Here is a 26,235-nt window from a genome sequence, read left to right on the forward strand (position 1 = left end):
GATTCCCGATTCCCGATTCCCGATTCCCGATTCCCGGCTCCATTCACGCCCCTTCGTCGAATTTGCGATTGAACAGATCCACCACCGCATCCAGCGCAACGGTTTCGTCCGGTCCTTCGGCGCGCACGGTAAGCGCTGTGCCAATGCCCGCGGCCAACATCATTACGCCCATGATGCTTTGTGCATTCACTTCGCGCCCTTTGCTGATCAACCAGACGGTGGATTTGAAACTTTGCACGAGTTGCACCAGTTTGGCTGATGCACGGGCATGCAAGCCCAGTTTGTTGGAAACAACAATTTCTTTTTCAAGCATGATCTATGAAGATTCCTCCGCGACCGCCGCTGACCGCGATTTCCGCAAGCTCATCCAGCGGCTTGTCGGCGTAGTTGAGTACGCGCAGCAACATAGGCAAGTTCAAACCCGATACGCAGCGCAGCCTTACGCCAACCGTACTCAGCGACAGGCCGATGTTGCAGGGGGTGGCGCCATACAAATCCGCTAACACCAGCACGCCATCGCCGTGATCCAGTTCACGCGCATGCTTGGCCGTCAGCGTGCGCGTCACATCCGGATCGGCCCGGGCCGGCACTTCCACGGTGGCGACGCGCAGCGGCAATTTCGGCAACACGTGACGTGCTGCTTTCACCAACGCTTGACCGACCGACTCGTGGGTCATCAGGAGCACGCCGACGCTCATGGCTGCTGAGCCTGGCGGGAATCGTAAATCGGGAATCGTAAATCGTAAATCGTAAAAAAGCGCGGCGCACAACGCGGCGCCCATTCCCTGCTCCTTGTTCCCTGTTCCTCTGGTTGGAATCGGGAAATGCACTGCTTTTCCGATTCCCGATTCCCGATTCCCGATTCCCGATTCCAGTACTCAGACAACATAATCATCACTCTAATTCCCGATGGAAAGTCAGCACGCTTTCGCGGCTGGGTCGGTAGTGCGCAGCAAGCTTTTCGACCAGGTACACCGAACGGTGGCGACCGCCGGTGCAACCGATGGAGAGGGTGACGTAGCTGCGGTCATCCGCTTCGAAACGCGGCAGCCATGCGTCCAACCAGCGGGTGGTGTCGGCGAGGTATTCGCCCACCATCGGCTGTTGATCCAAGAAGTCGCGCACCGGGCCGTCCTTGCCGGACAGCGGGCGCAGGGTAGGCTCCCAATGCGGGTTGGGCAGGCAGCGTGCGTCGAACACGAAATCCGAATCCAGTGGCAGGCCGCGGCGGAATGCGAACGACTGGAACATCAGCGTGAGGCCGGATGTGGTCTGGGCATAACCGGTGGCGATCAGCCGGCGCAGTTGATGCACGTTCAAGTCGCTGGAATCGATCACACGTTCGGCAATCGCCATCAGCGGACGCAGCAGGCGGCGTTCTTCGGCGATCGCATCGGCCAGCGACAGGTTGCGCATGGCGAGCGGATGCCGGCGGCGCGTTTCGGAATAGCGCTTGATCAGCACCGCATCGTTGCAATCGAGAAAGATCAGGTGTACATGCACGGTGGCCGCCAGGGTGGATAATACCTTGGGCATGTGCTGGAAATCTTCGTCGCGATTGCGTACGTCCACACCGACAGCGATGCGCCGGCGATGATTATCACGGGTCGCTGCGTCAACCAATTCCGACAGCAATGCGCTGGGAAGGTTGTCGACGCAGTAGAACTCCAGATCTTCCAGTGCGCGCAAGGCGATGGTCTTGCCGCCGCCGGACATGCCGGTGAGCACCACCAGATGAATGGCGCTGGGGTCGTCAGCCGGAAGGATACTGTCTTGCAGACCCATGGGATGCTCTGATCAATTCTGCGCAGGTGTCACCGGTTCTGTCTGTTCGCAGGCCACAGGACCATTGACGAAGGCAGACGGGCCGTCTGTCGAGACGATGGGCCGAAGGCATGCGGGCGGACAGAACCGGCCCCAACGCATTAATTTTAAATGATGGGGTGATGTCCAGAAGGCTCTCAGGCTGCGCCGCGCGGCTTGAAAAGGGCCTTCCCGGTGCCACGCAACACACCCTGAGAGTCTTCTGGACATCATGCCACCTACGCAGAATTGATCAGAGCATCCCATATGATTACCAGGGAGGAAGGCGGCGCATCTGGTGGGCTTGGCGATCCATGAAACTCATGGCCGGGTCGATGCCCTTGCTCTTGAGCATATGGCTGCGCACCGCGGCTTCGACCAGCACGGCGAGGTTGCGGCCGGGCGCGACGGGAATGGTGATCATCGGCATTCGCACATCGAAAATTTCCCGATGACCCACGTCGCCGGTGATGCGTGTCATGCCGTCGGTTTGTTCGCCATCGCGCAGCGGCTTGAGGTGGATGACCAGGCGCAGGTACTTCGATGTTTTCACCGAGGTGTGACCGAACATCTCGCGTACGTTGAGCACGCCCAGGCCGCGCACTTCGAGCAGATCCTGCAACAGTTCCGGGCAGGCGCCATCGATCACGTCCGGTGCAATCAGCGTGAATTCCGGTGCATCGTCGGCCACCAGTCGATGGCCGCGGCTGATCAGTTCCAGCGCCAGCTCGCTTTTGCCCGAGCCCGCCTCGCCGGTGATTAGTACACCGATCGAAAACACTTCCAGCAGCACGCCGTGCAAGGTGAGGCGCGGCGCCATGGTGCGCGCCAAGTGGTATTGCATCCAGGTGAGTAACTCATGGCCGCGTTTGGCGCTGATCCACAGTGGCGTGTTGGTTTCCTCTGCTACTTCGCGCAGGTCGGAGGGGATCGCCTGATCCTTGGTCACGATGAAGGCCGCCGGGTGGGTGGCGGCGGCCTTGTGGATTACTTCCCAGCGTTGACGCGAATCCAGGCCGTCGAGGTAGCTCAGCTCCTCGGTGCCGATGATCTGGATCTTGTTGGGGTAGATGACATTGAGGTAACCCACCAGCGATGGGCGCCGGGCGGGTGTGGAGCCGTATTCGAGCACGCGTGTTTCGCCGCGCACGCCTGCAATCCATCGTAGCGCCATGCGCTCGTGGATGTCATCGTAAAGTTGTCGAGCGGTAAGCCGATCCAAGAATGTTCCTTTTTGCCCAGGGCATCCCCTGTTGCCTGGTCAGGGGCGGCGGCAGGAACATTGTGCCAGTTTGGGCCGGCAGGTTGTAATCGGGGAAGGGAGAATGGTACGTAGGGAAGTAGCGATACCGTGTTTTTGTTGCGGTTCGGCCCGCCTCTCGTAGGGAGAGGCGGGCTTGGCAAACGTCAGATGACAGCCTGGCGGGCCTCGTAGACTTCGCGCTGGTGCTTGTCACACAGCTTTTCACGGTAACGGCGCAACTGGGTGACCAACGTATCAAACAGCTTGTCGATGGAGACGTACATGTCGTTCTCGTTGGCCTCGGCGTGTAGCGACTTGCCTGCAACAGTGAGTGTTCCTTCGGCGCGTTGCTGGAGCTTGTTCACCGAAAGCACGATGTTCAGGCTGACTATGCGGTCGTCGAGGCGGGTCAATCGATCGAGCTTGGCTTCCGCATGACTGCGCAGCGCCGGGGTGACTTCGATTTTTTGACCACTGAGTTGGAATTGCATGGTGCGCCTCCTTACTAGAGCTGGCCGCGCGGGGCGGCATTGGATGGTGCGCGAATCGCCGTGAAACGATCGATGGCACCGTGAAGCGAAACCTTGTTGTTGAATATGGGATCGTTACCTTGAGTGGCAAGTTCCCCATCGTGACAAAAACGGGGCCAGCATGGTTCAGCTATTGCGCTGTCGTTCGCTGGAACTTGGAATACGCAGGATTTCCCGGTATTTCGCGATGGTGCGGCGGGCAACCTGGATGCCTTTGCCGTGCAACTCTTCGGCGAGCGCTTGATCGGACAGGGGTTTGCGCGGATCTTCACCGTCGACAAGTTTGCGCAGCATGGCCTGGATGGCGGTAGCCGATGCGCTGCCGCCATCTTCGGTGGAAACGCCGCTGGAGAAGAAATATTTCAGTTCGTAAGTGCCGCGTGGCGTGTGAATGTACTTGCGGGTGGTGACACGTGAAATGGTCGACTCATGCATACCCACCTCCTCAGCCACTTCGCGCAGCACCAGCGGTTGCATCGCTTCCGGGCCGTAATCCAGGAAGGCGCTTTGCCGGCGCACGATGGCATCTGCCACCTTTAGCAGTGTTTCGGCACGGGACTCCAGACTCTTGATAAGCCACCGGGCTTCCTGTAACTGCCCACGCATCCAGCTTGCATCATCACTGCGCGCCTGCGCAATAAGACTGCAGTAACGCTGGTTAAGACTTAGTTTTGGCTGGCTGTCGGGGTTAAGCAGCACCTGCCAGTGGGTGCCGTCTTTGCGCGCGTAGACGTCGGGGGCGACGTATTCCACTGGCGTGGTGTCCAAGGCCGCGCCGGGGCGCGGGTCCAGGCTGCGGATCAGGATGGCCGCGGCGGCGGTGTCTTCCTCGCTGGCGTGCAAGCGGCGTGCCAGCTTGGCCATGTCGTTGCGGGCCAGCAGTTCCAGTTCGTCCTGGACGATACGCACAGCCAGGTCGCGGTGCGGGGTGCCGGGGTCGAACTGTTCAAGTTGTGCGCGCAGGCAATCCTGCAGGTCGATGCTGCCTACGCCGGCAGGATCGAAGCGCTGCAACTGGCGGCGTACGGCCTCCACTTCGCCCAGCGTGGCTTTCAGATGCAGCGGCAGAGCGGCGAGCACGACATCCAGGCCTTCACCCACATAGCCATCCGTGTTCAAGGCATCGATCAATACCGTGGCGATAGCTTTGGAACGCCCGTCCATGGGGGTGAGGTTGAGCTGCCACAGCAGGTGCTCCTGCAGCGATTCGGGTGCTGTGTTCTGTGGCTCGAGCCCCTCGTCGTCGCGATTGTTCTTTCGGCTGCCACTGCCGTTGCTGGACGAAAAATCGATCGGCTCGTCCGTGCTGATATCCGGCTCTGTCCAGTCCGGTGCTTCATCGTTATTGTCGCTGCCGGATGCCTCGGGGCTGCTTGCCGGCAGTAGTGTTTCGAAATCCGTTTCGAATTCGTCGCCGGCTTCGTTTTCATTCTGCTCGCCTTCTGCGTCTTCGGCGAATTCGAGCAGCGGATTGCTTTCCGCAAGCTGGCGCAGTTCAACGGCCAGCTCCAGTTGCGACAACTGCAAAAGACGAATGGCCTGTTGCAACTGCGGCGTAAGAGCCAGTTGTTGATTAAGACGGAACTGAAGCCCTGTTTTCATGCCTGTCGGAACGGTGAATATGGCTGCATCCTAACCCTTCGGCGGAGCCCCGGCCATACTTGTCACGGCTGGAATAGCCGGCCGTGCATGCGGATGTGAGACTGAGCAAGTTTGCTCTTGTAGAGTCTCCAAAGTTGCGCTATTACAAGCGGAATTCCCGACCCAGATAGACTTCGCGTACTTTCTCATCGGCCAGGATATGCGCCGGTGTGCCGCGCGAGAGCACCTCACCCTCGTTCATGATGTATGCACGGTCACAAATGCCCAGCGTCTCGCGCACGTTGTGATCGGTAATCAGCACGCCAATGCCGCGTTCTTTCAGATGTCGCACGATGCGCTGGATTTCACCGACCGAGATCGGATCCACGCCGGCGAAAGGCTCATCCAGCAGCATGTAACGCGGTTCGGCGGCCAGGGCGCGGGCGATTTCCACACGGCGGCGCTCGCCACCGGAAAGGCTGATGCCTTTTTGGCCTGCGATATGCGAAATCTTCAGTTCGTCCAGCAGGCTTTCAAGCTGCGCATCGCGCTTGCGTTGATCCGGCTCGCGCAATTCCAGCACGGCCATGATGTTGTCGGATACGCTGAGTCGGCGAAACACCGAAGCTTCTTGCGGTAGGTAGCCGATGCCGAGCTTGGCGCGCGCATGCATGGGCAGGCCAGTGATGTTCTGCTTGTCGAGCTTGATCGCGCCGCCATCGGCTTCAATCAGGCCCACAATCATGTAGAAGCAGGTGGTTTTGCCCGCGCCATTGGGGCCGAGCAGGCCGACCACTTCACCCTGACGGATCGAGAACGCGAAATCGCGCACGACCTTGCGTGCGCGGAAACTTTTTTGCAGGCCTTCTGCGGAAAGCATGTAACGGTTATTCCTTGGTGGACGCGCTGCTGGCCGAAGCCGGCTTGGCCGCACCCGTTGCCGGGGAGCCGGCGGCTGGTTTGGCTGGTGTCGGGGCAGGCGTTGCCGGCTTGCCATTCTTCGGCGATGGCAGCGGCTTCTGTTTCGGCAGGAAGGTCATGGTGACTGGACCGTTGTTGCCGCTTTCGCCGACCATGTAGCCGGTCTGCGTGTTGTAAGTAAGCTTGGCGCCGTGCGCATCACCCTTGTTCTGCTGATGCACGAAAGCGTTGCCGGTAAGGATCGCGATGCCGTTGACGTTGTCGTAATAAAGTTGATCGGCATCACCCGTCATCAGGTTGCCGTTGTCGTCGGTCTGCTCGATGTGCGGACGTTTCGGCGCAATGCTGGTTACGATGATGTGGTCGACCGAGGTGTCTTCCTTGGCCGTCCAGATCCGGGCAAGCTCGCCCGTGAGCTTCATGGTGCCCTGAGTGATCAGGACGTTGCCCTTGAAGGTGCTCATGGAGTTGGGTTCGTTATAGCCGTCCATACTGTCGGCGTGCACCACGTGGATCGGCTGATTACGGTCATCCGTCCTTGCCAAGGCGGGTTGTTGCAGCAGCAACAGACCGACAGTCAACAGGCTTAGCCGTAGCATTGTTCTGGCTTGAATACAGCACGCCGTGCACGTCATTGAGCAACTCCAGATGGTTATCGTTTAGGCTGGCGCGCATGCCAATACCGTTCATTACGGTGGCTCCCTGCGTCATCGTGGCCGGGTCCGCGGTTTGCATACGGTTTTCCTTCGGCCAGCCGGTGACATTGGAGGTACATAATGTTGCCACGGGACTCAACGCTCCCGTGAGGGCTTGCACGTACGCGGGGCGCTGCATGTACACCGCGCCATCCAGCCGCATCAGCGTGCCGCTCTTGTTCACCCAGCCGAATGGTGCATGGCCGCGCCAATCCGGTACGCCCGGTTTTTTCGCCGTGATATCGAATACAGGCGCGTTGATGTACATCGATTCGTCACTACCACGGCGATCCATGCGCGGTGCCGTCATGGTGAAGTTGAGTAAGCCATCCGTGTCGTAGCTCCATACTTTGGAGTTGTAGAGCACGTAGTCGGAAATGGGGGGGCCGATGAAGTCGTTAGCCTCGGGCGCGCCCACCATCCAGCTTCGCAACATCCAACTTGCCGGCGCGGCAATGGCCAGCAGCACGATGGTGGCCATGGTGCGGTTGTCACGCAGGTATTGGCGAACATTCACCGCCAGTGCTCCTGTTCCGCGGCGGTCTTGCCCCGTGCGTGCAGGATCAGGTCGCACACTTCGCGTACGGCGCCTTTGCCACCGCTAAGTTGCGTGCGCCAGTGCGCGCGTTCGGCCACCCACGGGTGTGCATTGGCTATCGCGACGGCCAATCCACAGATGCTCATCGCCGGCAGATCGGGCAGGTCGTCACCGACGAATGCGGCTTCTTCGGGTTGGATGTTGAGTGCTTCAAGAATCTGCCGCAGGCATTCGCGCTTGTCGCCCTGGCCCTGATAAACGTGAGTGATATCCAGCTCTTCCGCGCGCAACGCTACCGGATGGCTGATGCGCGCGCTGATGATGGCCACGTGAATGCCATGTGCCTGCAGGCGCTTCAGGCCAAGGCCATCGTGCACATGGAAAACCTTGGTTTCGTGGCCGCTTTCGCTATACCAGAGCTGGCCATCGGTGAGTGTGCCGTCCACATCGAACGCCGCCAAGCGAATGTTGGCGGCGCGAGCAAGTAGATCGGCGGGGAGGTCGGCGAGATAAGCCATGTTGTGGGGATGTCCGTCAGACCACGCGTGCGCGCAGCAGATCGTGAATGTTGAGGGCGCCGACCACGCGTTGCGCATCGTCGACCACCAGCAGGGCGTGAATCTGGTACTTCTCCATCAGTTGCGCCGCTTCAATGGCGAGCTTGTCGGCGCCTATCACCTTGGGGCCGTGCGTCATCAGGTCGCTGACTTTGGCGTTGCGCAAGTCGACGTCGTCGTCGTCCAACGCACGGCGCAAGTCACCGTCGGTGAACACGCCCAGCAGATGCTGGTCGGGGTCGACCACGGCGGTCATGCCCAAGTGCTTGCGGGTCATTTCCATCAGGGCTTCGGTCAAGCTGGCGTCCGGGGCGATCGTGGGTATGCCGGGGCCCGTGTGCATGACGTCGCTGATATGCAGCAGCAGACGGCGACCCAGGCTTCCGGCTGGGTGAGAACGCGCGAAGTCGTCAGAGGTGAACCCGCGTGCTTCCAAAAGTGCGATGGCCAGGGCATCGCCCATCACCAGCGCAGCGGAGGTGCTGGCGGTAGGGGCCAAGCCCAGCGGGCAGGCTTCGGCGGAAATGCCCGCATCCAGATGCACGTCGGACTGGCCGGCGAGCGAGGATTCCGGGTTGCCGGTAATGGAGATCAACGGGATACCCTGGCGCTTGATCACCGGCAGGATGAACAGAATCTCGTCTGTCTCGCCCGAGTTGGACAAGGCTAGCACCACGTCCTGCGGCAGGATCATGCCCAGATCGCCATGGCTGGCCTCGCCCGGATGGACGAAGAAGGCCGGCGTGCCAGTGGAGGCCAGGGTCGCAGCGATCTTGCGCCCTATGTGGCCGGACTTGCCCATGCCGGTGACCACCAGCCGGCCCTTGCAGCCCAGGATAAGCCGGCAGGCGTCCACGAAGTTCTGGTCGATGCGTGGCTCCAGCGCCCGGATCGCGGCGGCCTCGGTGACAATCACCGTGCGCGCGCTGTGCATGATGGCAGCGGCATCTACCCGGGTGGACTTGGGCTTTATGGTGGGTGCGTTCATGCATCCTCGGAGGCAATGTAGGTAGGGAGCCAGGCTTATGTCGTTTCTGCGGCAGCAGATTTCCATTAACATGGCATATTCGCATTCTATCTTGATGCCTGACGCCATAGCCTCGCTCTTCGATGTCCAGCGGGTGGTGTTCAGGATCCCAGTGATTTGGAAGATTAATGGACGCAGCCAGCATCCAGGCAATGATTGAAGCCGGCCTGCCCGGCGCACAAGCAAACGTGCAGGGGGACGACGGCGTGCACTTCGAGGCCGAAGTGGTTGCCGCGCAGTTCGCAGGAAAGCTGCCTTTGGCTCGTCACCGGTTGGTCTACGCCACACTGGGCGACCTGATGGGGGGCGCGATCCATGCGCTCGCGCTCAAGACCCTGACCCCGGAAGAAGCCGCTGCGCGCCGTTGACCGCCTGCTGCAGCCGCTCTCCGGGTTTCGCTTTCCCAAGGATTCCCGATGGCCAAAATCCTGATCAGCGGCGGTGAGCCGCTACGTGGCGAGGTTGGTATTTCCGGCGCCAAGAACGCCGTGCTGCCGATTCTCGCCTCTTGCTTGCTGGCTGACGAACCCGTCACCATCAGCAACGTCCCACATCTGCATGACGTGACCACCACGATGGAATTGCTCGGCCAGATGGGCGTGCAGTTGGTGTTGGATGACCGCATGAAGATCGAGGTGGACCCGCGTTCCACCGACCGCTACTTCGCGCCGTACGAGCTGGTGAAAACCATGCGCGCGTCGATCCTAGTGCTCGGTCCGCTGGTGGCGCGCTTCGGGCAGGCGGAAGTTTCGTTGCCTGGTGGCTGCCAGATCGGTTCGCGTCCGGTGGATCAGCACATCCGCGGGCTGCAGGCCCTGGGTGCGGATATCACTGTCGAAAACGGCTACATCCGTGCTCGTGCCAGTCGTCTGAAGGGCGCGCGCATCATCATGGACATGGTCACCGTTACCGGGACCGAGAACGTGATGATGGCGGCGGTGCTCGCTTCCGGCACCAGCATCATCGACAACGCAGCGCAGGAACCCGAAGTGGTCGACCTTGCCAACTGCCTCAACGCGATGGGTGCGCAGATCGAAGGCGCGGGCACGTCCACCATGGTGATCCATGGTGTGGAGCGGCTGCACGGTTGCTCATACGAAGTGCTGCCCGATCGCATCGAAACCGGTACTTTTCTGGTGGGCGCGGCGATGACCGGCGGCAAGGTGCGCGCCCGCAATGCGCGCGCCAATACGCTGGATGCCGTGCTCGCGAAGCTGGAAGAGGCCGGGGCGCATATCTCCACCGGTCCGGACTGGATCGAGTTGGATATGCAGGGCCGTCGCCCAAAGGCCGTGAACATCACCACCTCGCCGTATCCAGCCTTTCCCACCGATATGCAGGCGCAGTTCACCGCGCTCAACTGCGTGGCTGAAGGCGTTGGCATCATCACCGAAACCGTGTTCGAAAACCGCTTCATGCACGCGCATGAATTGCAGCGGCTGGGTGCGGATATTCGTCTGGAGGGCAACACTGCCATCATTCAGGGTGTGGACAAGATGAGCGGTGCGCCGATCATGGCGACCGACCTGCGCGCATCGGCATGTCTGGTACTGGCAGGATTGGTTGCCGAAGGCGATACCACCGTCGATCGCGTGTACCACATCGATCGCGGCTACGAGAACATCGAAGAAAAGCTCGGCACGCTCGGCGCGAAGATTCGTCGCCTGCCCACGTGATGTGCTCGTAGGGGCGGACCCCTGTAGCCGCCCAGGACAGGCATGGGGCGGCTCGATGGGGCTGCATCCAGGTGGTTACGGTGAACTGTAGTGAACTAACTGCAAAGTGAGGTCGCCACCATCACTCTGCGCTAACTTCACCGGCACCGCGAATTGCTTCGGCACATACCAAGCTTCATAGCGCTTGTCTGAATCGGCCCGCGACACGCGTTCGGCGTGGAAGCTGCCGGCAGGCACTTGCACGCTTTCCGTGCCTTGTACCTTGAATCGCTGCTGCTCTATCTGCTGCTTTACGCCAACCGGCATGGTCATGCTTTGGCTGCCATTGCGCAGCGACAGGCCAATGGCGAGTGGTAGGGTATTGCGGTCGACCATGCCCGGTTGTGCCGCGTACGTAGACGGATTTTTGCCATCGTCCACGCTTACTTGTTTGGTCGCCCAATTCACCCGCATCGCGCGTTGCTTCACCTTGAACGCTTTGACTTCGGATGTGTAGCTTTCGGTTTCCGGCGCGTTGTTGTTCCAGCGGAAGCGGGTGACGTCACTGGAGTTGGCACCCAGCGCGGCGGCCAGGCCAGAGGTGCCCTGAATCTGGTTGCTGTATTCGTACTCGCCATTGCCCAGCGACTTGAGCGTAATGGTGGCGTTGCCCATCGCTTCACCGTCGCGTGATACCTGATAGATAGCGGTAAAAGGCGTTGGCGGCGTAGCAAAGGAGGCAGTAGTGAAGACGGCCAGTGCGAAACCGGCGACGAGTGGGAGCGGACGTTTGAGTGTAAGCATGGATCGGCAGTGTACGCATCGATCCTGAACAACTCGTTGCGGTACTAACGCACGAGCGTTCCGCCCTGCATCCGCAAAGGCTTGTGAAGGAGGGCGTTGTCAAAGGTGACGCTGTTTTGGTCCAGGGTTAATCGGCCTGCGGTGATCAGGGTCACCACAGCGAGCAGCAGTTGATGCTCCAGCGGAAGCAGACGCTCGGCGAGGGTTTTCTCGTTATCGCCGGCTTTGATGCGTAATACGGTCTGGGCAATCACTGGGCCGCCATCGAGTTCGGCGGTGACGTAGTGGACACTGGCGCCGTGTTCGGCATCGCCCGCTTTGATCGCGCGGCGATGAGTGTGCAGGCCCCGATACTTGGGCAACAGGGATGGATGGATATTGATCATCCGACCCACCCATGGTTTCAGCGCATCGCCGTCGATAATGCGCATGAAGCCGGCAAGGACCAGCAGGTCGGGTTTGCTCGCGGCAACACGTTCGAACAGGGCGAAGTCGTAATCGCGGCGTTCGGCATAATCGCGAGGATCAAGCACGAGGGTTGGAATGCCTGCCATCTGTGCGAGCTGCACGGCACCTGCATCGGCCTTGTCACTGGCGACTAGTACAAACTCCACGGACAATTCACCGCGATCGCGTGCTGCCAATAACGTGGCGAAATTGCTGCCGCGACCGGAGGCTAGGACAGCGATGCGCAGTGGTGAGGGCATGATGTTCTTTTTGCTCCCTCTCCCGGAGGGGAGAGGGAGCAAAGCGCTTAGCCGATGTGCACGCGCTCTTCATCCCGTGTCTTAACTACTTCGCCAATCACTAAGCTGGTCAGGCCATGCTTGCTCAGTAAGGCAGAAGCAGCAGCAACCGCATCACGCGGCAACAAAATGGTAAAGCCCACACCACAGTTGAACGTGCGCCACATCTCCTCGCGTGCGACCTTGCCTTCGTGCATCAGCCAATCAAACACGGGTGGCAGCACGATTGCGGTGGCGTCGATCTTCAAACCAAGCCCTTCCGGCACCACGCGGATGATGTTTTCCTTGAGCCCGCCTCCTGTGATGTGCGCCATGCCGTGCACGGATACTGACTTGAGTAGTTCCAGCATTGGCTTCACGTAGATGGTGGTCGGCGCCATCAGCGCATCGGCAAGCTTCGCGCCGCCCACCTCCAGATCCAGCGGGCTGCCGGCGCGTTCGACGATCTTGCGGATCAGCGAGTAACCATTGGAGTGTGGGCCGGATGAGTTGACGCCAAGAACGACGTCGCCCACGACGATGTTGTCGCCACTCAGCAATGTGCTCTTTTCCACTGCGCCGACGGTAAAACCGGCTAGATCGTATTCACCTGGTGGGTACATGTCCGGCATTTCTGCTGTTTCGCCACCAATCAGCGCGCAGCCGGCCAGTTCGCAGCCCTTGGCGATGCCGCCGACCACGGCAACCGTGGTGTCCACGTCCAGCTTGCCGGTGGCGAAGTAATCGAGGAAAAACAGTGGTTCGGCGCCTTGCACCAACACATCGTTCACGCACATGCCCACCAGATCGATGCCGATGGTGTCGTGGCGGCGGAGCTGCTGGGCCAGCTTAAGCTTGGTGCCCACACCGTCCGTGCCGGAAACAAGCACCGGTTCTTTGAAGCGCGTGCCGAGGTTGAACAGGCCGCCGAAACCGCCCAGGCCACCCATCACTTCGGGGCGGAAAGTGCGTTTGACCAGTGGCTTGATGCGTTCGACCACGGCATTGCCGGCATCGATATCCACGCCGGCGGCGCGGTAGGTGAGGGCGTCGGACATGGCGGAGCTCAAGCCTTGGGAAAACGGAGGGAAGGCTCTAATCCATTTCTGTAGTTGGCGCCAACACAGAATGGATCAGAGCGTTCCTATGATAGACGTTAAGCGCTGGATTAGGCAGACTTCCGGTCAAATTCCCACCCGAATTCGGCCCGCCCATGCGTCTTTTCTGCCTACTGATTGCCACCTTGCTGCTCGGTCTTGTCGTCGGCCTGCCGCGGACGGCTGCCAGCCAGACAACGTCGCCCTACAACGTGGTGGTGCCGGTCACGGATGTCAGCGATGCGCAGCGTAGCCAGGCTTTCTCCACCGCGCTAGGGCAGGTGCTCGCACGGGTGTCAGGGGGGCAGGATTTGAGCGGCAAGGCCGGTTATGCCAATGCGATGCAGAACGCAGGTGGCATCGTCAAACAGTTCCAGTACCAGCGTGGCGAGGGCAATCCGCCCAGCCTTACTTTGTCGGTCACCTTCGACCAAGGCGCCGTGCAGCGTCTGGTTACCCAGATGGGTGCGACCACGGCGGGTGTGAAGCCGCCATTGTTGCTGGTGGTGAAGGGGGTGGATGGCAACATCCTCGGCAAGGAAGATCTCGGTGCGCTTGGTGATGCGGTGAATAAGCACGGCTATCAGGTCAGTTACGCCGACCCGTCCCAGTTGCCCGACCTGGGCAAGCTTGAATCGGCCGATCCTGCAGCTATGTCCGCGATTGCCCGGCTCTACCAAACCGGGTTGGTGCTGGTGGGGGAGCTGCACGCTAATGGCGCGGACTGGACGCTTATCAGCAGTGGCCAGGCCCAGCATTGGAACGCCCAGGGGAACAGCGAAGACAGTATGTTTGCCGATGCCGGTAAAGGTGCGACGGATCGCTTGAGCCAGGCGCTCAATGTGATCGGTGCCGGTACGGTGGACGGCAAGTTGTGGGTAAGCGGTCTGCATTCGGCCATGGATTACGCCGACCTGCTCGCGACCTTGCGCGCTGATCCGTCGGTGCAAAAGGTCAGCACGCTGGGTGGGCAGGATGATGGTGTGTTGCTAGCGATCAAGGCCGGTGCACCGCTCGATGGCGTGGCCGCCAACCTCGCGGCAGGTGGACGTCTGATGCAGGGCAGCTCGCACGATGGTGCCGATGTAAGCCTGCGCTGGCTCCACTGAAGTTTATGGTAGCCGTGATGCCTTCCACGTCGCCCCCGTCGCCTTGGCGACATCTGCCTAATGTTATCTCGATGCTGCGCGTTGTGCTCGTGGCGCCGATCTGCTGGCTGCTGATGCATAGACAATGGCCATCCGCGCTGGCGCTGGTTGCGGTGGCCGGCGTTTCCGATGGTGTCGATGGCTTTCTGGCGCGCCGTTACGGCTGGCAGAGTCGATGGGGCGGCATCCTCGACGCGACCGCGGACAAGCTGTTGCTGGTGTGCTGCTTCGTGATTCTGGCCTGGTTGAGTGAGATCCCAATGTGGCTTGCGGTGATCGTATGCGGGCGTGATGCCGTGATTACCCTTGGAGCCCTGCTGTGGCGTTTACTGATCGGCCGCATCGATCCTCATCCCAGCCTACTGTCGAAAGCCTGCACCCTGATGCAGATCGTGTATCTGCTGGCAGTGCTGCTGACTTTGATCCACTGGCCCATGCCCGCGATTAGCCTGTTTGTTTGGCCGGTGGCGGTGTTGTGCGTGCTCAGCGGGCTGGATTACGTTATTCGCTGGTCGCAACGCGCGTGGCGGTTTCGCCACACTGCATGATGCATTTCCGTCTCACCGTAAGACTTTGAACAACCGGCCACATCAGCCACACTTGCGTCCCACGCCCGTCCCAACCGATGAGCCTCTCGTGTCCATAAGCCAAGAGATATCCCACCGCTGGCAGATGCTGGCCATCACCGTTGTCATCGGTCTGCTGATCTGGCTGCTGGCACCTGTGTTGATGCCTTTCGCAGTTGCCGCCATGCTGGCGTATCTTGGCGATCCACTCGCCAACCGGCTGGAGAAGTTGGGACTTGGGCGTACGTTGGCGGTGAGCATTGTGTTCGTGGTGCTGATCCTGGCGATTGCTGCCGCGTTGCTGCTGCTCGTGCCGCTGATTGCGCGCCAGATCGAAAATCTGGCGGAGAATTTCCCCCGCTATGTCGAATGGGGCAGGGACACGGCACTGCCCTGGCTGCAAGCAAAGCTGCATCTAGATCCCAAGGCTTTCGATACGGATCGCCTGGTGGCGGAGTTCAAGGAACATCTCGGCTCGATTGGCACTGTGCTGGGCAAAATCTCGCGTTCTGGCTTAGGCGTGGTGATGTGGCTCACCAACCTGGTGCTGATCCCGGTGGTGTGGTTCTACCTGCTGCGTGACTGGGATCGCTTGGTTGCATGGATTGATCGCATATTGCCGCGCTCGATCGAGCCTACCATTGCGCATTTGGCACGCGAATCCGATGCGGTGTTGGGCGCCTTCGTGCGTGGACAGTTGCTAGTGATGCTGGCGCTGGCGATTTACTACGGTGTGGCACTTACGTTGGTCGGGATTTCAGTTGGCCCACTGATCGGCATGGTTGCCGGCCTGCTCAGCTTCGTGCCCTATCTGGGGTTCATCACTGGCTTTGGTGCGGCCATCATCGCTTCACTGGTGCTGCATGGCGACTGGACGCATCTGTTGCTGGTGATCGGCGTATTCGTGATTGGCCAGTTGCTGGAAGGCTACGTGCTGGTGCCGCGGTTGGTCGGCGAGAAGATCGGGCTGCATCCGGTGGCAGTGATCTTCGCGGTACTGGCTGGCGGCTATCTGTTCGGTTTTCTCGGCGTGCTGCTCGCGTTGCCGGCTGCATCGGTCATCCTGGTGCTGCTGCGCTATTTGGCCGAACGCTACAGGATGAGCGATTTGTATACCGAACAGAGGCAGCCCGATTCCTTGATCACTGAAGTTATTGTCAAGGAAACTTCGGATGGCCATCTGCACGCCGAAACGCATGCTGTTCAAGGCGACGAACTGCACAAATCATGATCACGCAGTTGCCTTTGAGTCTCCGTTGGCCGCGTCGCCAACGCTTTGAACATTTTTTTGTGAGTGCCAATGCGGCCGCGATGGCTGCCGTACAGGAGCTTGCTCAGCAACCGGGTGCCCCGTGGCTGTACCTGAGCGGAACCTCTGGCAGCGGTAAGAGTCATTTGTTGCTTGCGGCCTGCCAGGCAGCTCATGAAGCCGGGCGCACCGTGCAATATCTGCCATTGAAAGTATTGCGCGATCATGCCGGCGCGATTCGCGGCGTGGCTGGCAGCCAGTTCATTGCGCTGGATAACCTCAATATGTTCGCGGGAGACCGCGAAGCCGAACACGCTTTGTTCGACCTCTACAACCTTGCCCGGGCGGAAGGTACGGCACTTATTTTTGCGGCTGAAACCGTTCCTGCGCAGTTGCCGCTGACACTGCCTGATCTACGCTCGCGGCTTGGGGCCTGCACCCAATTTACTCTGAAGTCACTGGATGACCTTGAGCGTCGCGAGGTTTTGAAAAAACAGGCAGCGGCGCGCGGTATCGAACTGGATGATGTTGTGCTCGATTGGCTGTTTGCGCGTTATGCACGAGATCTCGGTACCTTGCTCGATCTGCTTGATCGGCTGGATCAGGCATCGCTTGCCGCCCAGAGGCGCGTCACTGTTCCGTTCTTGCGTACCTTTTTGCGCGAGGTAAATCAGACATCTGACTCTTGATAGACGGAATGGGTGTCATCGTTATAAGGGCTACTATCTGCTGGACCTGATGAAGAAAATCCTGCCGCTCGACCCAACGATAGATTTCGCTTTCAGATCAGCCGCTTAAAGCGGTTTTTCTAAAAATTAACGAATTACGATCAACCCTCTTTTTCATACGATCGCCCTGGCATCAACTACAACAGGAAAAAAACCTAATTTTTGCCTAACTCACCTTTCAGAAAATGCTTATACTTGTTGCAAAATGGGGTCGTCGCTTAAGCAACGGAGATAATTTATCTTACTAAAATCCTTGCTCTCCAGCTGCTCCGCGGCGTTCTTTTCGATCGTCTGCGTGACATCCTTAGCCTACGCCGCCCCGCCACGAGCACTGTCTTTTGACATCGGAAACGCCAATGCGCTTTCCAGGTCGTTGTCAGACAACGTAATCGCCCCAGCCACTGCGAATATTGCCGCGAGTTTAATACAGCACTTAGCCACTCTCGGTGGCAATTTTGCCACGCCAATCAAGGTGGGCAGCTATCTCTACGTGCCAAGTGGGGCGATTGTAACAGCATGGAACTATGACACACCAAAGCAGCCGCAAGAGAGCGGTGATACTCGCACACAACCTGCCAATGGTGTGATTACCAATATCGTTGCCTATAAGTCATATCTTTATGCTGGTTGGAACAATGGGGTCTCTAGTGGCATTGCTGTTTACTCCTTAGCCAATCCGGCGCAGCCGGGGCTAGTCAAACAGCTTGCGAATACCGGTGGCGCAAATTTTAGTACCGTTACAGGCGTTGGAGCTGCGGGTGGCTATCTCTACGTGTTCGATGATAGCGGGATGTCTGTCAACGCACTAAATGACCCAGTCAATCCGCGATATGTGGGCATGAGTATGGGTGAAAATAGCATCGGCAGCGTGGTGAGTACAGCGGCCAATCACATGATGACCTCTGGTCTTACTTTCAGCATGTCGAATCTTCTGTCCGTGTATGACGTTAGTCATATGGACACGCCAACGGAGATAACGCATGAGTCGCTGGATGGGCTTGCTAACTATCTCGTTCAGTTTGCATGGCCTCGCGCGGTCGGATTCGGCCAGGACGGTAGCGTTAACTCCTATCGACTGTCCGCCACCGGTGGGCCGGTCGTTGCTGACGGCACTGGGCATTCGTCGAATATCATGCGCAGCGGCTTTGTGACAAACGTCACTGCCTATCAGGTTGGCGATAAAGGCGTTGACGTATGGGACTTGGGTCCCCCTGTTCAACAGGCCGGTCATGTTGAGTTTGATAATGGGTGGGCCGCTTTGACAAGCTACGCGCAGGGCCAGATCGCATGGGTGGTTGGTTCTGACGACCATATTTCAGCCTTGACATTGGAGAGCCCCAATGCCCCCAGGCTGATGAGCAGCGCGAATATCACGGGTGGTTACGCTCCGGCCGATGCCGCGATTTTCGGCAATTCGCTTCTGCTTCTGCAGCAAAACTATGGCGTTGGGGTCGCGCGAACCGATAACTTCCTCCCCCTGGCGCGTTTTGATGCGGATCTTCCGAAGGCCGGGGCTGAACGTGATTTCGAAGAGATGTCCGTCAAGGGGCATCGCGCCTATCTCGACGCGTGGGGATACGGCCTCATCATTGTGGACTTCTCTGATCCGATCCATCCACGCGAGCTTGGCCGCTTTTCCGCGCCTTTTTTCGGCCGCCTCACAGTGCAAGGACGCTATGCGTATCTCGGTAGAAACACAAACGGTGGAGCAATTCTGTCGGTGGATGTTAGCAACCCGGCGAAACCGCTCCAACTCGACTCAATTCCCGTAGACGCGGGTGTCTTGCGCCTGCAATCGCAAGGAACACGACTCTTTGTCGCGACTGCGAGGCAGTCCGGTGCATCTGGCGGTGGACTACTCGTGTTTGATGTCAGCAATCCGGCAAAGCTTATCCAGCTCGGGGCATACAGTGAAAACTGTAATAACGCTACCGATTTGGCTCTCAGTGACGATGGAAACATCGCTTACCTGCGATGCAATACGGGTTTGCACATTATTGACGTTAGCCACCCGGACAAACCGGTTCTCGTCGGTTTCTACCCTTCAAAAGCCTCGGCTATCACAGCGAGCATTGCGTTGTCAGCGGGGCGCGTGTACATGAGTGGGGATGCGCAACTTGAAGAGATCGATGTGCGCAATCAACGCGTTCCGGTCCTCATATCCACTCGTCGCTTACCTTCCAATGCGTCTCGCTTAAGGGTAACTGCTGACGGTCGCCTATATGCCTTTGTGGGGTTCGGAGGCATGCAGGTATTCACATTAAAGCCGCATTTTCGTGAACATTAGCCGTGCGGAATCCGGCCCTGCGCGAAAATGGGGCGCAAGGCCGCCGGCGGCCGCGAGCTGACAGCTTGGCTCGGTGATTTTGAACGGTGTTTGGCGTGAGCCTCACGGCATCCCGACTTCCAGGGTGCGTGACGGCACGATTCGCTGGTTTTATGATCCTATATCGTATACGATCACGGCATGAACACGAATGCCATCAACGCGAAATTGACGGTCCTGGTCAAGCCGGATGTGAAACGCCGGCTGGAAGCTGAGGCTCTGGCTAAGAAAACCACCGTTGGCGACCTGGTGCGCCGCCGGCTCGACGACGATTTGAACGGCGAGGAACGACTGTTTTTGGATGCACTGGTCGATCTTGGTCAGCGGGCTAAGTCGGTGATCGCTGAGTTGGACACTACCCGTGCCGAACTGGAGCGCGACGGTATAAAGTGGGCCGAGCGCGAAGTCGAGATACGTAAGGCCACGCTCGCCGGACTCACTGAGCGAGACCGCGCGGCGTTAACGGCCATGCTTCCCCATGCCGGCATGGCACAAGGACAGGTGAAATGAGCCTCATCAAGGAAGCATGGGAGTCGCTGCGCATCGTTGCTACGCTGATCGACAAGATGGAAGGGTATAACGACGAACTGAAAGCGTTGCGAACCGACGTGCGCGACGTGCGGGAACGTCTCGTGGCAGTGGAAACGATCATCGCCTTTGCGCGCGGTACGACGCCGAAGCTGCCGTCAGGGGCTTGATCACACGGCGGACCTTGCTGCCAGGGGAGAGTTGCCTTCAAAGGCACCACCCGCTCTCCGGTGAATTTCGCAAGAGCCTCTTGTTTTTTCAAATGATACGGTGCCGGCTTACACCTCAGCCTCTTCCTTATACGCATCCACTGGAATACACGCGCACATCACGTTCTTGTCGCCGTAGACATTGTCCACGCGCGCTACTGGCGACCAGTACTTCTGCAGGTGCAGGCTGGGCAGCGGGAATGCAGCAAGTTCGCGCGGATAAGCATGTTTCCACTCCGTGCCGGTCACCATGGTGGCGGTGTGTGGTGCGTTCTTGAGCGGGTTGTCTTCGCGATCCAGGCGACCGTCTTCGATGGCGCGGATTTCGTCGCGGATCTGAATCATCGCGTCGATAAAGCGATCCAGTTCGTGCATCGATTCGCTTTCGGTCGGTTCGACCATCAGCGTGCCGGCGACCGGGAAGCTGAGCGTCGGCGCGTGAAAGCCGAAGTCGATCAGTCGCTTGGCCACGTCTTCGGCGCTGATGCCGGTGCTGTCTTTGAGCGGACGCAGGTCAAGAATGCACTCATGTGCCACCAGATCGTTGCGGCCAGTGTAGAGCGTCTTGAAGTGCGGGGCGAGGCGTCTGGCGATGTAGTTGGCATTGAGCAGCGCAACTTGCGTGGCCTTGCGCAGGCCCTGCTGACCCATCAGCGTGATGTACATCCAACTGATCGGCAGGATGCTGGCACTACCGAATGGCGCGGCAGACACCATGCCTCCAACGGTACGGCCGTCCTTGGTCGCTTCGTCGGCGCGGATGCCGACATAAGTTTTGGGAAGGAATGGAGCTAAGTGCGACTTCACCGCGCACGGGCCCACACCTGGGCCACCACCGCCGTGTGGAATGCAGAAGGTCTTGTGCAGGTTGAGGTGCGAGACGTCCGAGCCCCACTTGCCCGGCTTGGCCAGGCCGATCAGCGCATTCATGTTGGCACCATCGGTATACACCTGGCCGCCGTGCTGGTGCACGATTTCGCAGATGCGCACGATGTCTTCTTCGAACACGCCGTGCGTGGACGGGTAGGTGATCATCAGCGCGGCGAGGCGGTTGGAATACTTCTCGGCCTTGGCGCGGATGTCTTCCACATCGACGTTGCCGTTGTTGTCGCACTTCGTGACGACCACGGTCATGCCGCACATCTGCGCGGATGCGGGGTTGGTGCCGTGTGCGGATTCGGGAATCAGGCAAATGTCGCGCTGGCCTTCGCCGCGCGAGCGGTGATAGGCACGAATCGCGAGCAGGCCGGCGTATTCGCCTTGCGCGCCGGAGTTCGGCTGCAGGCTTACGGCGTCATAGCCAGTGCATTCCACCAGCATCGCTTCTAGTTCGTCGATGAGCTGCTTGTAGCCCTGGATCTGATCGGCCGGCGCCAGCGGATGGATCTGGCCAAACTCCGGCCACGTCACTGGAATCATCTCGGCCGTGGCATTGAGTTTCATGGTGCAACTGCCCAGCGGGATCATGGTGCGATCCATCGCCAAGTCCTTGTCGGCCAGCGAGCGCATGTAGCGCAGCAGTTCGTGTTCGCTGTGATGAGTATTGAATACCGGATGCTGCAGGAAGGGCGTCTTGCGCAGCAAGGTGGCGGGCAGTTCGTCCGGCGTGTTCGCATTCGCTTCGTCGATGTCGCCGATCTCGGCGCCGAACAGCTTGGCGAGCGCGAGCACATCCGCGCGCGTGGTGGTTTCGTCCAGACTGATGCCGATGCTCTGGCCGTGGATCTGGCGCAGGTTGATGCCCTGGCTGACGGCCCTTGTGTGGATCGCGTCGGCATCGACGTTGGTGATGTGCAACGTGTCGAAGAATTCACCGTCCACCGTCATGCCGGCGCGGCGCAGCGCGGCGGCGAGAATGGCGGCAAGGCGATGCGTGCGGCGCGCGATGCGCTGCAGTCCCTCGGGGCCGTGATACACCACGTACATGCTTGCCATCACGGCCAGTAGTACTTGCGCGGTGCAGATGTTGGAGGTCGCCTTTTCGCGGCGGATATGCTGCTCGCGCGTCTGCAGGGTAAGGCGATAAGCCGGCTTGCCCTCCGTATCCACCGACACGCCGATCAGGCGGCCCGGCATCGAGCGCTTGTAGGCATCGCGGCAGGCGAGATAGGCGGCGTGCGGACCACCGAAGCCGAACGGCACGCCGAAGCGTTGGCTGTTGCCGATCACGATATCCGCACCCCACGAACCGGGCGAGGCGATCAGGGTGAGTGCGAGCAGGTCGGTGGCGACGGCGACGATGCCGCCACGCGCATGCACCGCGTCGGCCACGGCAGCGTAGTCCTGGATCTGGCCATAGGTGTTGGGGTATTGCAGCAGCACGCCGAAGCTGTCCACGTGGGAAGCTTCAGCAGCGTTGCCAATGTGCAGCTCGATGCCCACGCCACCCGCGCGGGTATGCAGCACTTCCAACGTCTGCGGATGCACGTCGTTGGCGACGAAGAACACGTTGGATTTCGACTTGGCCGAACGTTTGGCCAGCGTCATTGCTTCACCAGCGGCGGTGGCTTCGTCCAGCAGCGAGGCATTGGAGATATCCATGCCAGTGAGATCGACCACCATGGTCTGGAAGTTGATCAGCGCTTCCATGCGGCCTTGCGAGATTTCCGCTTGATAAGGCGTGTACGCGGTATACCAGGCAGGATTTTCCAGGATGTTGCGCAGGATGACGTTCGGCGTGAGTGTGCCGTGGTAACCCTGGCCGACGAAGTTTTTGAACACTTTGTTCTTGCGCGCGATGCCGCGGATCTTCGCTAGCGCTTCTTCCTCGGTGATGCTGGGCGGCAGCGCCAGCGGCTGCTGCGACTTGATCTGGCCTGGCACGATGGCATCGGTCATCGTTTCCAGCGAATCGTGGCCGATCACCTGCAGCATCTGCGAGATTTCGGCATCGTTGGGGCCGATGTGGCGCTCGATAAAAGCGTGGTGGTGTTCGAGTTCGCGCAGCGAGGGGGTGTTGTTCTGACTCATGGGCAAGGGCGTCCAAAAATCGCGTGCAGGCCACACGCGGGGCGCCCCTCTGTCCTTTTGCCTGAGAGTTTGGAGGCGGGAAATTCCGCTTCGTGCCCCTTCGGCGCCGGATTCAACCGGTCTCTCCAGAGTCTTGGGTAGATGGCGGTATGGGGCCTGAGCGATTACGGGCGTTGCGCCTTCGGCAGCGGGTTAGGGCCGCTTCTCCCACCATGTACGTCAAGCTGCAAATTATACCCTGCACGACCGTTTGTGGTGCCTTCTTCCTTTGGGGGCGTGGGGGTGACTGGCCATCTTGCCTTGAAATTCTTACGGAGAGCACAACAGTTAGCGGCAACCGCCGACTAGGGCTGAATATCATGAACAAGCCACCTTTCCGCATTGAACAACTCGACCATCTGGTGCTGCGCGTCTACGACGCCCCCAACATGCTGGCGTTCTACTGCGATGTATTGGGCTGCAGCGTCGAGCGCCGCCAGGACGATATTGGCCTGGTGCAACTGCGTGCCGGCAATTCCCTGATCGACCTAGTCAGCATCGACAGCAAGTTGGGCCGTCATGGTGGGGCCGGACCCGGAACGGAAGGGCACAACATGGACCACCTGTGCTTGAGCGTGGACGGGTATGACGAGGCGGCGATCATCGCCCACCTGAAAGCGCATGGTGTGCATGTAGGCGATGTTGGCAATCGCTATGGCGCCAAGGGCGAAGGTCCGTCGATTTATCTGTTTGATCCGCAAGGCAACATGGTGGAGCTTAAAGGGCCGCCAGCGCATTGAGGATGTTCCATGCCTCTCGCGCCAGATTTGTTCGATGTTGCAGTTGATCAGTTGCGCTGCTTCAGGCGTACGAAGAGCAGCGGTCTGCATCCGTTCGATAAAGCGTACGCTGACACGATGCTCGCGCGGGTAGTCCAATCATGCAGGCGGGTGTTGCGGGAAAATATGGTGCAAGCATGCGATACCGCGACGCACAATGCTGCTTGTTTTTCCTTCTCGAAGGGGCAAAGGGCGGACACGCCACACCGTATCAGCTAGATTCAATGCTCTCTCGTCACCGCGCATCCCCACATGTCCACGACCGGCAACGCCTCGCCCGAAGCGTTCGAACTGCACGGCGTCAGCAAGCGCTATGGCAGCGTTGTGTCGCTGGATCAGGTAAGCCTCCGTTTTCCGGCAGGCAGCACCACGGCCTTGATCGGCAGCAGCGGTTCCGGCAAATCGACGCTGCTGCGGCTGTTGCTTGGCCTGGAGTGGCCTGATCAGGGTTGGGTGCAGGTGGATGGTCATAAGCTTGAGCCCGCGCATGTGCTGGAGCTGCGTCGCAGGGTGGGCTACGTCATCCAAGAAGGCGGCCTGTTTCCGCATCTCACGGTGTTGGGCAATCTGGCCTTGCTGCCGGATCACCTGGGATGGAGCAAGGCGCGGATTCGCGCGCGTGCCGAAGAACTGGCGGCGCTGGCGCATCTGCCGCACAGCGCACTCGAACGGTATCCCGCGGAGTTGTCGGGCGGACAACGTCAGCGTGTGGCGCTGATGCGCGGCCTGATGCTCAATCCCGGTGCTCTGCTGCTGGACGAACCGTTGGGGGCGCTCGATCCGATCGTCCGGCACGAATTGCAGGATGAGCTCAAGCACATCTTCGATCAGCTCGGCAAAACCGTGATCGTGGTGACGCACGATATCACCGAAGCCGCATGGTTTGCGGATCGCATGGTGCTGATGCGGCAGGGTAAGGTGGTGCAGGATGGTCGATGGGAGGATCTGCGCTTGCGGCCGGCCGATTCGTTCGTGACGCGTTTTGTCGAGGCGCAACGCATTTTGCGGGAGCCCACGGCATGATGCGCTGGCTGATCATTCTCTTGGCATCGATGGCGATGACGCCGACGCTGTCGGCAACACCGATTCGCATTGGCTCCAAGCAATTCACCGAGTCGGTGATCCTGGGCGAGGTGGCCCGGTTGTCAGCCCGCCAAGCTGGCTTGGAGGTAGCGCATCTGCATGAACTGGGCGGCACCAGCATTCTCTGGCGCGCTTTGCAGCATGGCGATATCGATGCTTATCCCGAATACACGGGTACCCTGACGCAGGAATTGTTGAAGAACGTAGCCCCTGATGCCGATATCGCTACCTTGCGTGCGGCGCTTAAACCGCTGGGCTTCGGTATGACTGATGCCTTGGGGTTCGACGACACCTACGCCATCGGCATGCGCGAAGATCGAGCGGCGCAACTGGGTATTGCGCGTATTTCCGATCTGGTGGTTCATCCCGAGTTGCGCTTCGGTTTCTCGAGCGAGTTCATGGATCGTGCGGATGGCTGGCCGGGCCTGCGTCAGCGGTATGGATTGCCGCAAACCCAGGTGCGCGGCCTCGATCACGTGCTGTCGTATCGTGCCGTGTCCAGCCAGGCCGTGGACGCCATCGATCTCTACAGCACGGATGCGGAGATTCCTTACTACCACCTGCGCGTACTCGATGATGACAGGCATTACTTCCCGCGTTACCAGGCGGTGTTTCTGTATCGACTTTCGTTGCAGCAGAGCGCCCCGGCTTTTGTCGACGTATTGCAGAAACTGGCCGGACGGATCCATGAGGATGCCATGCGGCGGATGAATGCGATGGTGAAGCTGCAAGACAAAAAAGAAACCGCCGTTGCGGCCGGCTTTCTTGGCGTGCAACCCAATATGGATGGCATGGGTTTCTGGTCGCGCTTGCTGCAGCGGACGGCGGAGCATTTGCGGCTGGTGCTGATATCGCTGACGGCGTCGGTGTTGTTGGCGGTTCCACTGGGTGTTTTCTCGGCGCGCTCCAAGCGGCTTGGTCATCTGATCATGGCAGCCAGTGGTGTGTTGCAGACCATTCCATCGTTGGCGATGTTTGTCTTCATGATTCCGTTTTTCGGCATCGGCACCTGGCCCGCGATCGCGGCATTGTTCCTCTATAGCCTGCTGCCCATCGTGCGCAATACCTATGCGGGCCTGGCGGATATTCCGCCGGATCTGCGCGAATCGGCCGCCGCCCTGGGTTTACCGCGTGGTGTGCGACTGCGCCGAGTGGAGCTGCCGATGGCGATTCGCTCCATCCTCGCCGGTGTGAAAACAGCCGCAGTGATCAATGTGGGAACGGCGACACTGGGAGCACTGATTGGCGCGGGAGGCTACGGCCAGCCGATCGTCACCGGTATTCGGCTCGATGACACCAGGCTCATTCTTGAGGGCGCCATTCCCGCAGCCTTGATGGCACTGATGGTGCAGGGCCTGTTTGAAGGGGTAGAGCGTTGGCTTACGCCGCGCGGCATGCGCATCGAAGCGCGGCAGTAAGCGCTTTTGCCCCGGA

At 59.7% G+C, this 26,235-nt stretch carries 27 protein-coding genes and 1 riboswitch; of the genes, 12 read left to right on the plus strand and 15 right to left on the minus strand.

Annotation, left to right across the window (positions count from 1 at the left end):
- Window positions 1-43: 43 nt before the first annotated feature.
- The 11 genes from EO087_RS01440 to EO087_RS01490 all read right to left on the minus strand — a co-directional run bounded on the left by EO087_RS01440 (window position 44) and on the right by EO087_RS01490 (window position 8,856).
- Window positions 44-313, minus strand: a complete 270-nt coding sequence (locus tag EO087_RS01440; RefSeq protein ID WP_128897312.1) for an HPr family phosphocarrier protein — start codon at window positions 311-313, stop codon at window positions 44-46.
- Window positions 306-698: a PTS fructose IIA subunit family protein gene (locus EO087_RS01445; protein ID WP_128897313.1), complete on the minus strand. Its 393-nt coding sequence runs from the start codon at window positions 696-698 to the stop codon at window positions 306-308. Before EO087_RS01445 ends, EO087_RS01440 begins: the two co-directional genes overlap by 8 nt.
- 196 nt (window positions 699-894) lie before the next feature.
- Complete coding sequence (rapZ, locus tag EO087_RS01450) at window positions 895-1,785, minus strand: RNase adapter RapZ (protein ID WP_128897314.1); 891 nt, start codon at window positions 1,783-1,785, stop codon at window positions 895-897.
- A gap of 289 nt (window positions 1,786-2,074) precedes the next feature.
- On the minus strand, window positions 2,075-2,977 hold the full coding sequence (gene hprK / locus EO087_RS01455) for an HPr(Ser) kinase/phosphatase (protein WP_240669222.1): 903 nt from the start codon (window positions 2,975-2,977) through the stop codon (window positions 2,075-2,077).
- Window positions 2,978-3,210: 233 nt separating this feature from the next.
- On the minus strand, window positions 3,211-3,537 hold the full coding sequence (gene raiA, locus EO087_RS01460) for a ribosome-associated translation inhibitor RaiA (protein WP_128897316.1): 327 nt from the start codon (window positions 3,535-3,537) through the stop codon (window positions 3,211-3,213).
- Between the two features lie 165 nt (window positions 3,538-3,702).
- The gene (locus tag EO087_RS01465) at window positions 3,703-5,178 is read right to left on the minus strand and encodes an RNA polymerase factor sigma-54 (protein WP_128897317.1); all 1,476 of its coding nucleotides are present in this window, start codon (window positions 5,176-5,178) and stop codon (window positions 3,703-3,705) included.
- 142 nt (window positions 5,179-5,320) lie between these two features.
- Window positions 5,321-6,037, minus strand: a complete 717-nt coding sequence (lptB, locus tag EO087_RS01470; protein WP_128897318.1) for an LPS export ABC transporter ATP-binding protein — start codon at window positions 6,035-6,037, stop codon at window positions 5,321-5,323.
- 7 nt (window positions 6,038-6,044) lie between these two features.
- Window positions 6,045-6,659 carry a lipopolysaccharide transport periplasmic protein LptA gene (gene lptA / locus EO087_RS01475; RefSeq protein WP_240669097.1) on the minus strand — a complete coding sequence of 205 codons (615 nt, stop codon included), beginning with the start codon at window positions 6,657-6,659 and terminating at the stop codon, window positions 6,045-6,047.
- Window positions 6,607-7,290, minus strand: a complete 684-nt coding sequence (lptC, locus tag EO087_RS01480) for an LPS export ABC transporter periplasmic protein LptC (RefSeq protein WP_128897320.1) — start codon at window positions 7,288-7,290, stop codon at window positions 6,607-6,609. Before lptC ends, lptA begins: the two co-directional genes overlap by 53 nt.
- Window positions 7,287-7,829: an HAD family hydrolase gene (locus EO087_RS01485; protein ID WP_128897321.1), complete on the minus strand. Its 543-nt coding sequence runs from the start codon at window positions 7,827-7,829 to the stop codon at window positions 7,287-7,289. Before EO087_RS01485 ends, lptC begins: the two co-directional genes overlap by 4 nt.
- A 16-nt stretch (window positions 7,830-7,845) precedes the next feature.
- Window positions 7,846-8,856 carry a KpsF/GutQ family sugar-phosphate isomerase gene (locus tag EO087_RS01490; protein ID WP_128897322.1) on the minus strand — a complete coding sequence of 337 codons (1,011 nt, stop codon included), beginning with the start codon at window positions 8,854-8,856 and terminating at the stop codon, window positions 7,846-7,848.
- A 167-nt stretch (window positions 8,857-9,023) separates the two neighbouring features.
- Between EO087_RS01490 and EO087_RS01495 the strand changes: the two genes are divergently transcribed.
- Both EO087_RS01495 and murA read left to right on the plus strand, forming a co-directional pair.
- A complete protein-coding gene (locus EO087_RS01495; RefSeq protein WP_128897323.1) occupies window positions 9,024-9,263 on the plus strand; it encodes a BolA/IbaG family iron-sulfur metabolism protein in 240 nt (79 codons plus the stop codon).
- Window positions 9,264-9,311: 48 nt separating this feature from the next.
- Window positions 9,312-10,571, plus strand: a complete 1,260-nt coding sequence (gene murA / locus EO087_RS01500) for a UDP-N-acetylglucosamine 1-carboxyvinyltransferase (RefSeq protein WP_128897324.1) — start codon at window positions 9,312-9,314, stop codon at window positions 10,569-10,571.
- Between the two features lie 75 nt (window positions 10,572-10,646).
- Here murA and EO087_RS01505 read toward each other — a convergent pair whose 3' ends face one another.
- The 3 genes from EO087_RS01505 to purM are packed head-to-tail and all read right to left on the minus strand — an operon-like array spanning window position 10,647 to window position 13,137.
- On the minus strand, window positions 10,647-11,354 hold the full coding sequence (locus EO087_RS01505; RefSeq protein ID WP_128897325.1) for a DUF3108 domain-containing protein: 708 nt from the start codon (window positions 11,352-11,354) through the stop codon (window positions 10,647-10,649).
- 44 nt (window positions 11,355-11,398) lie between these two features.
- A complete protein-coding gene (gene purN, locus EO087_RS01510) occupies window positions 11,399-12,061 on the minus strand; it encodes a phosphoribosylglycinamide formyltransferase (protein WP_205744411.1) in 663 nt (220 codons plus the stop codon).
- 47 nt (window positions 12,062-12,108) lie between these two features.
- Window positions 12,109-13,137, minus strand: a complete 1,029-nt coding sequence (gene purM / locus EO087_RS01515) for a phosphoribosylformylglycinamidine cyclo-ligase (RefSeq protein ID WP_128897326.1) — start codon at window positions 13,135-13,137, stop codon at window positions 12,109-12,111.
- Between the two features lie 155 nt (window positions 13,138-13,292).
- On the opposite strand from purM, the gene EO087_RS01520 reads away from it, so the two are divergent.
- From EO087_RS01520 to EO087_RS01550, 7 genes are all read left to right on the plus strand, one after another.
- Complete coding sequence (locus EO087_RS01520) at window positions 13,293-14,285, plus strand: DUF2066 domain-containing protein (protein WP_128897327.1); 993 nt, start codon at window positions 13,293-13,295, stop codon at window positions 14,283-14,285.
- A 71-nt stretch (window positions 14,286-14,356) separates the two neighbouring features.
- Window positions 14,357-14,872 carry a CDP-alcohol phosphatidyltransferase family protein gene (locus tag EO087_RS01525; protein WP_164931729.1) on the plus strand — a complete coding sequence of 172 codons (516 nt, stop codon included), beginning with the start codon at window positions 14,357-14,359 and terminating at the stop codon, window positions 14,870-14,872.
- 88 nt (window positions 14,873-14,960) lie between these two features.
- A complete protein-coding gene (locus EO087_RS01530) occupies window positions 14,961-16,121 on the plus strand; it encodes an AI-2E family transporter (protein ID WP_128897329.1) in 1,161 nt (386 codons plus the stop codon).
- Window positions 16,118-16,828, plus strand: a complete 711-nt coding sequence (gene hda, locus EO087_RS01535) for a DnaA regulatory inactivator Hda (protein WP_128897330.1) — start codon at window positions 16,118-16,120, stop codon at window positions 16,826-16,828. The genes EO087_RS01530 and hda overlap by 4 nt, the downstream gene beginning before the upstream one ends.
- A gap of 334 nt (window positions 16,829-17,162) precedes the next feature.
- A complete protein-coding gene (locus EO087_RS01540) occupies window positions 17,163-19,154 on the plus strand; it encodes a hypothetical protein (RefSeq protein WP_128897331.1) in 1,992 nt (663 codons plus the stop codon).
- Between the two features lie 180 nt (window positions 19,155-19,334).
- Window positions 19,335-19,703, plus strand: a complete 369-nt coding sequence (locus EO087_RS01545; protein ID WP_128897332.1) for a hypothetical protein — start codon at window positions 19,335-19,337, stop codon at window positions 19,701-19,703.
- Entirely contained in the window at window positions 19,700-19,891 is a 192-nt protein-coding gene (locus EO087_RS01550; RefSeq protein ID WP_128897333.1) for a hypothetical protein, read from the plus strand. The genes EO087_RS01545 and EO087_RS01550 overlap by 4 nt, the downstream gene beginning before the upstream one ends.
- A gap of 108 nt (window positions 19,892-19,999) precedes the next feature.
- Here EO087_RS01550 and gcvP read toward each other — a convergent pair whose 3' ends face one another.
- Window positions 20,000-22,900 carry an aminomethyl-transferring glycine dehydrogenase gene (gene gcvP, locus EO087_RS01555; protein WP_128897334.1) on the minus strand — a complete coding sequence of 967 codons (2,901 nt, stop codon included), beginning with the start codon at window positions 22,898-22,900 and terminating at the stop codon, window positions 20,000-20,002.
- A gap of 39 nt (window positions 22,901-22,939) precedes the next feature.
- Window positions 22,940-23,039: riboswitch (glycine riboswitch) on the minus strand.
- A 220-nt stretch (window positions 23,040-23,259) separates the two neighbouring features.
- On the opposite strand from gcvP, the gene EO087_RS01560 reads away from it, so the two are divergent.
- The 3 genes from EO087_RS01560 (at window position 23,260) to EO087_RS01570 (ending at window position 26,219) form a co-directional block, all read left to right on the plus strand.
- On the plus strand, window positions 23,260-23,679 hold the full coding sequence (locus EO087_RS01560) for a VOC family protein (protein WP_128897335.1): 420 nt from the start codon (window positions 23,260-23,262) through the stop codon (window positions 23,677-23,679).
- 291 nt (window positions 23,680-23,970) lie between these two features.
- Entirely contained in the window at window positions 23,971-24,741 is a 771-nt protein-coding gene (locus tag EO087_RS01565) for an ATP-binding cassette domain-containing protein (protein ID WP_128897336.1), read from the plus strand.
- On the plus strand, window positions 24,738-26,219 hold the full coding sequence (locus EO087_RS01570) for a glycine betaine ABC transporter substrate-binding protein (RefSeq protein ID WP_128897337.1): 1,482 nt from the start codon (window positions 24,738-24,740) through the stop codon (window positions 26,217-26,219). Before EO087_RS01565 ends, EO087_RS01570 begins: the two co-directional genes overlap by 4 nt.
- Window positions 26,220-26,235: the final 16 nt, after the last annotated feature.

The organism is Dyella sp. M7H15-1, assembly GCF_004114615.1.
Classification (GTDB): domain Bacteria; phylum Pseudomonadota; class Gammaproteobacteria; order Xanthomonadales; family Rhodanobacteraceae; genus Dyella_B.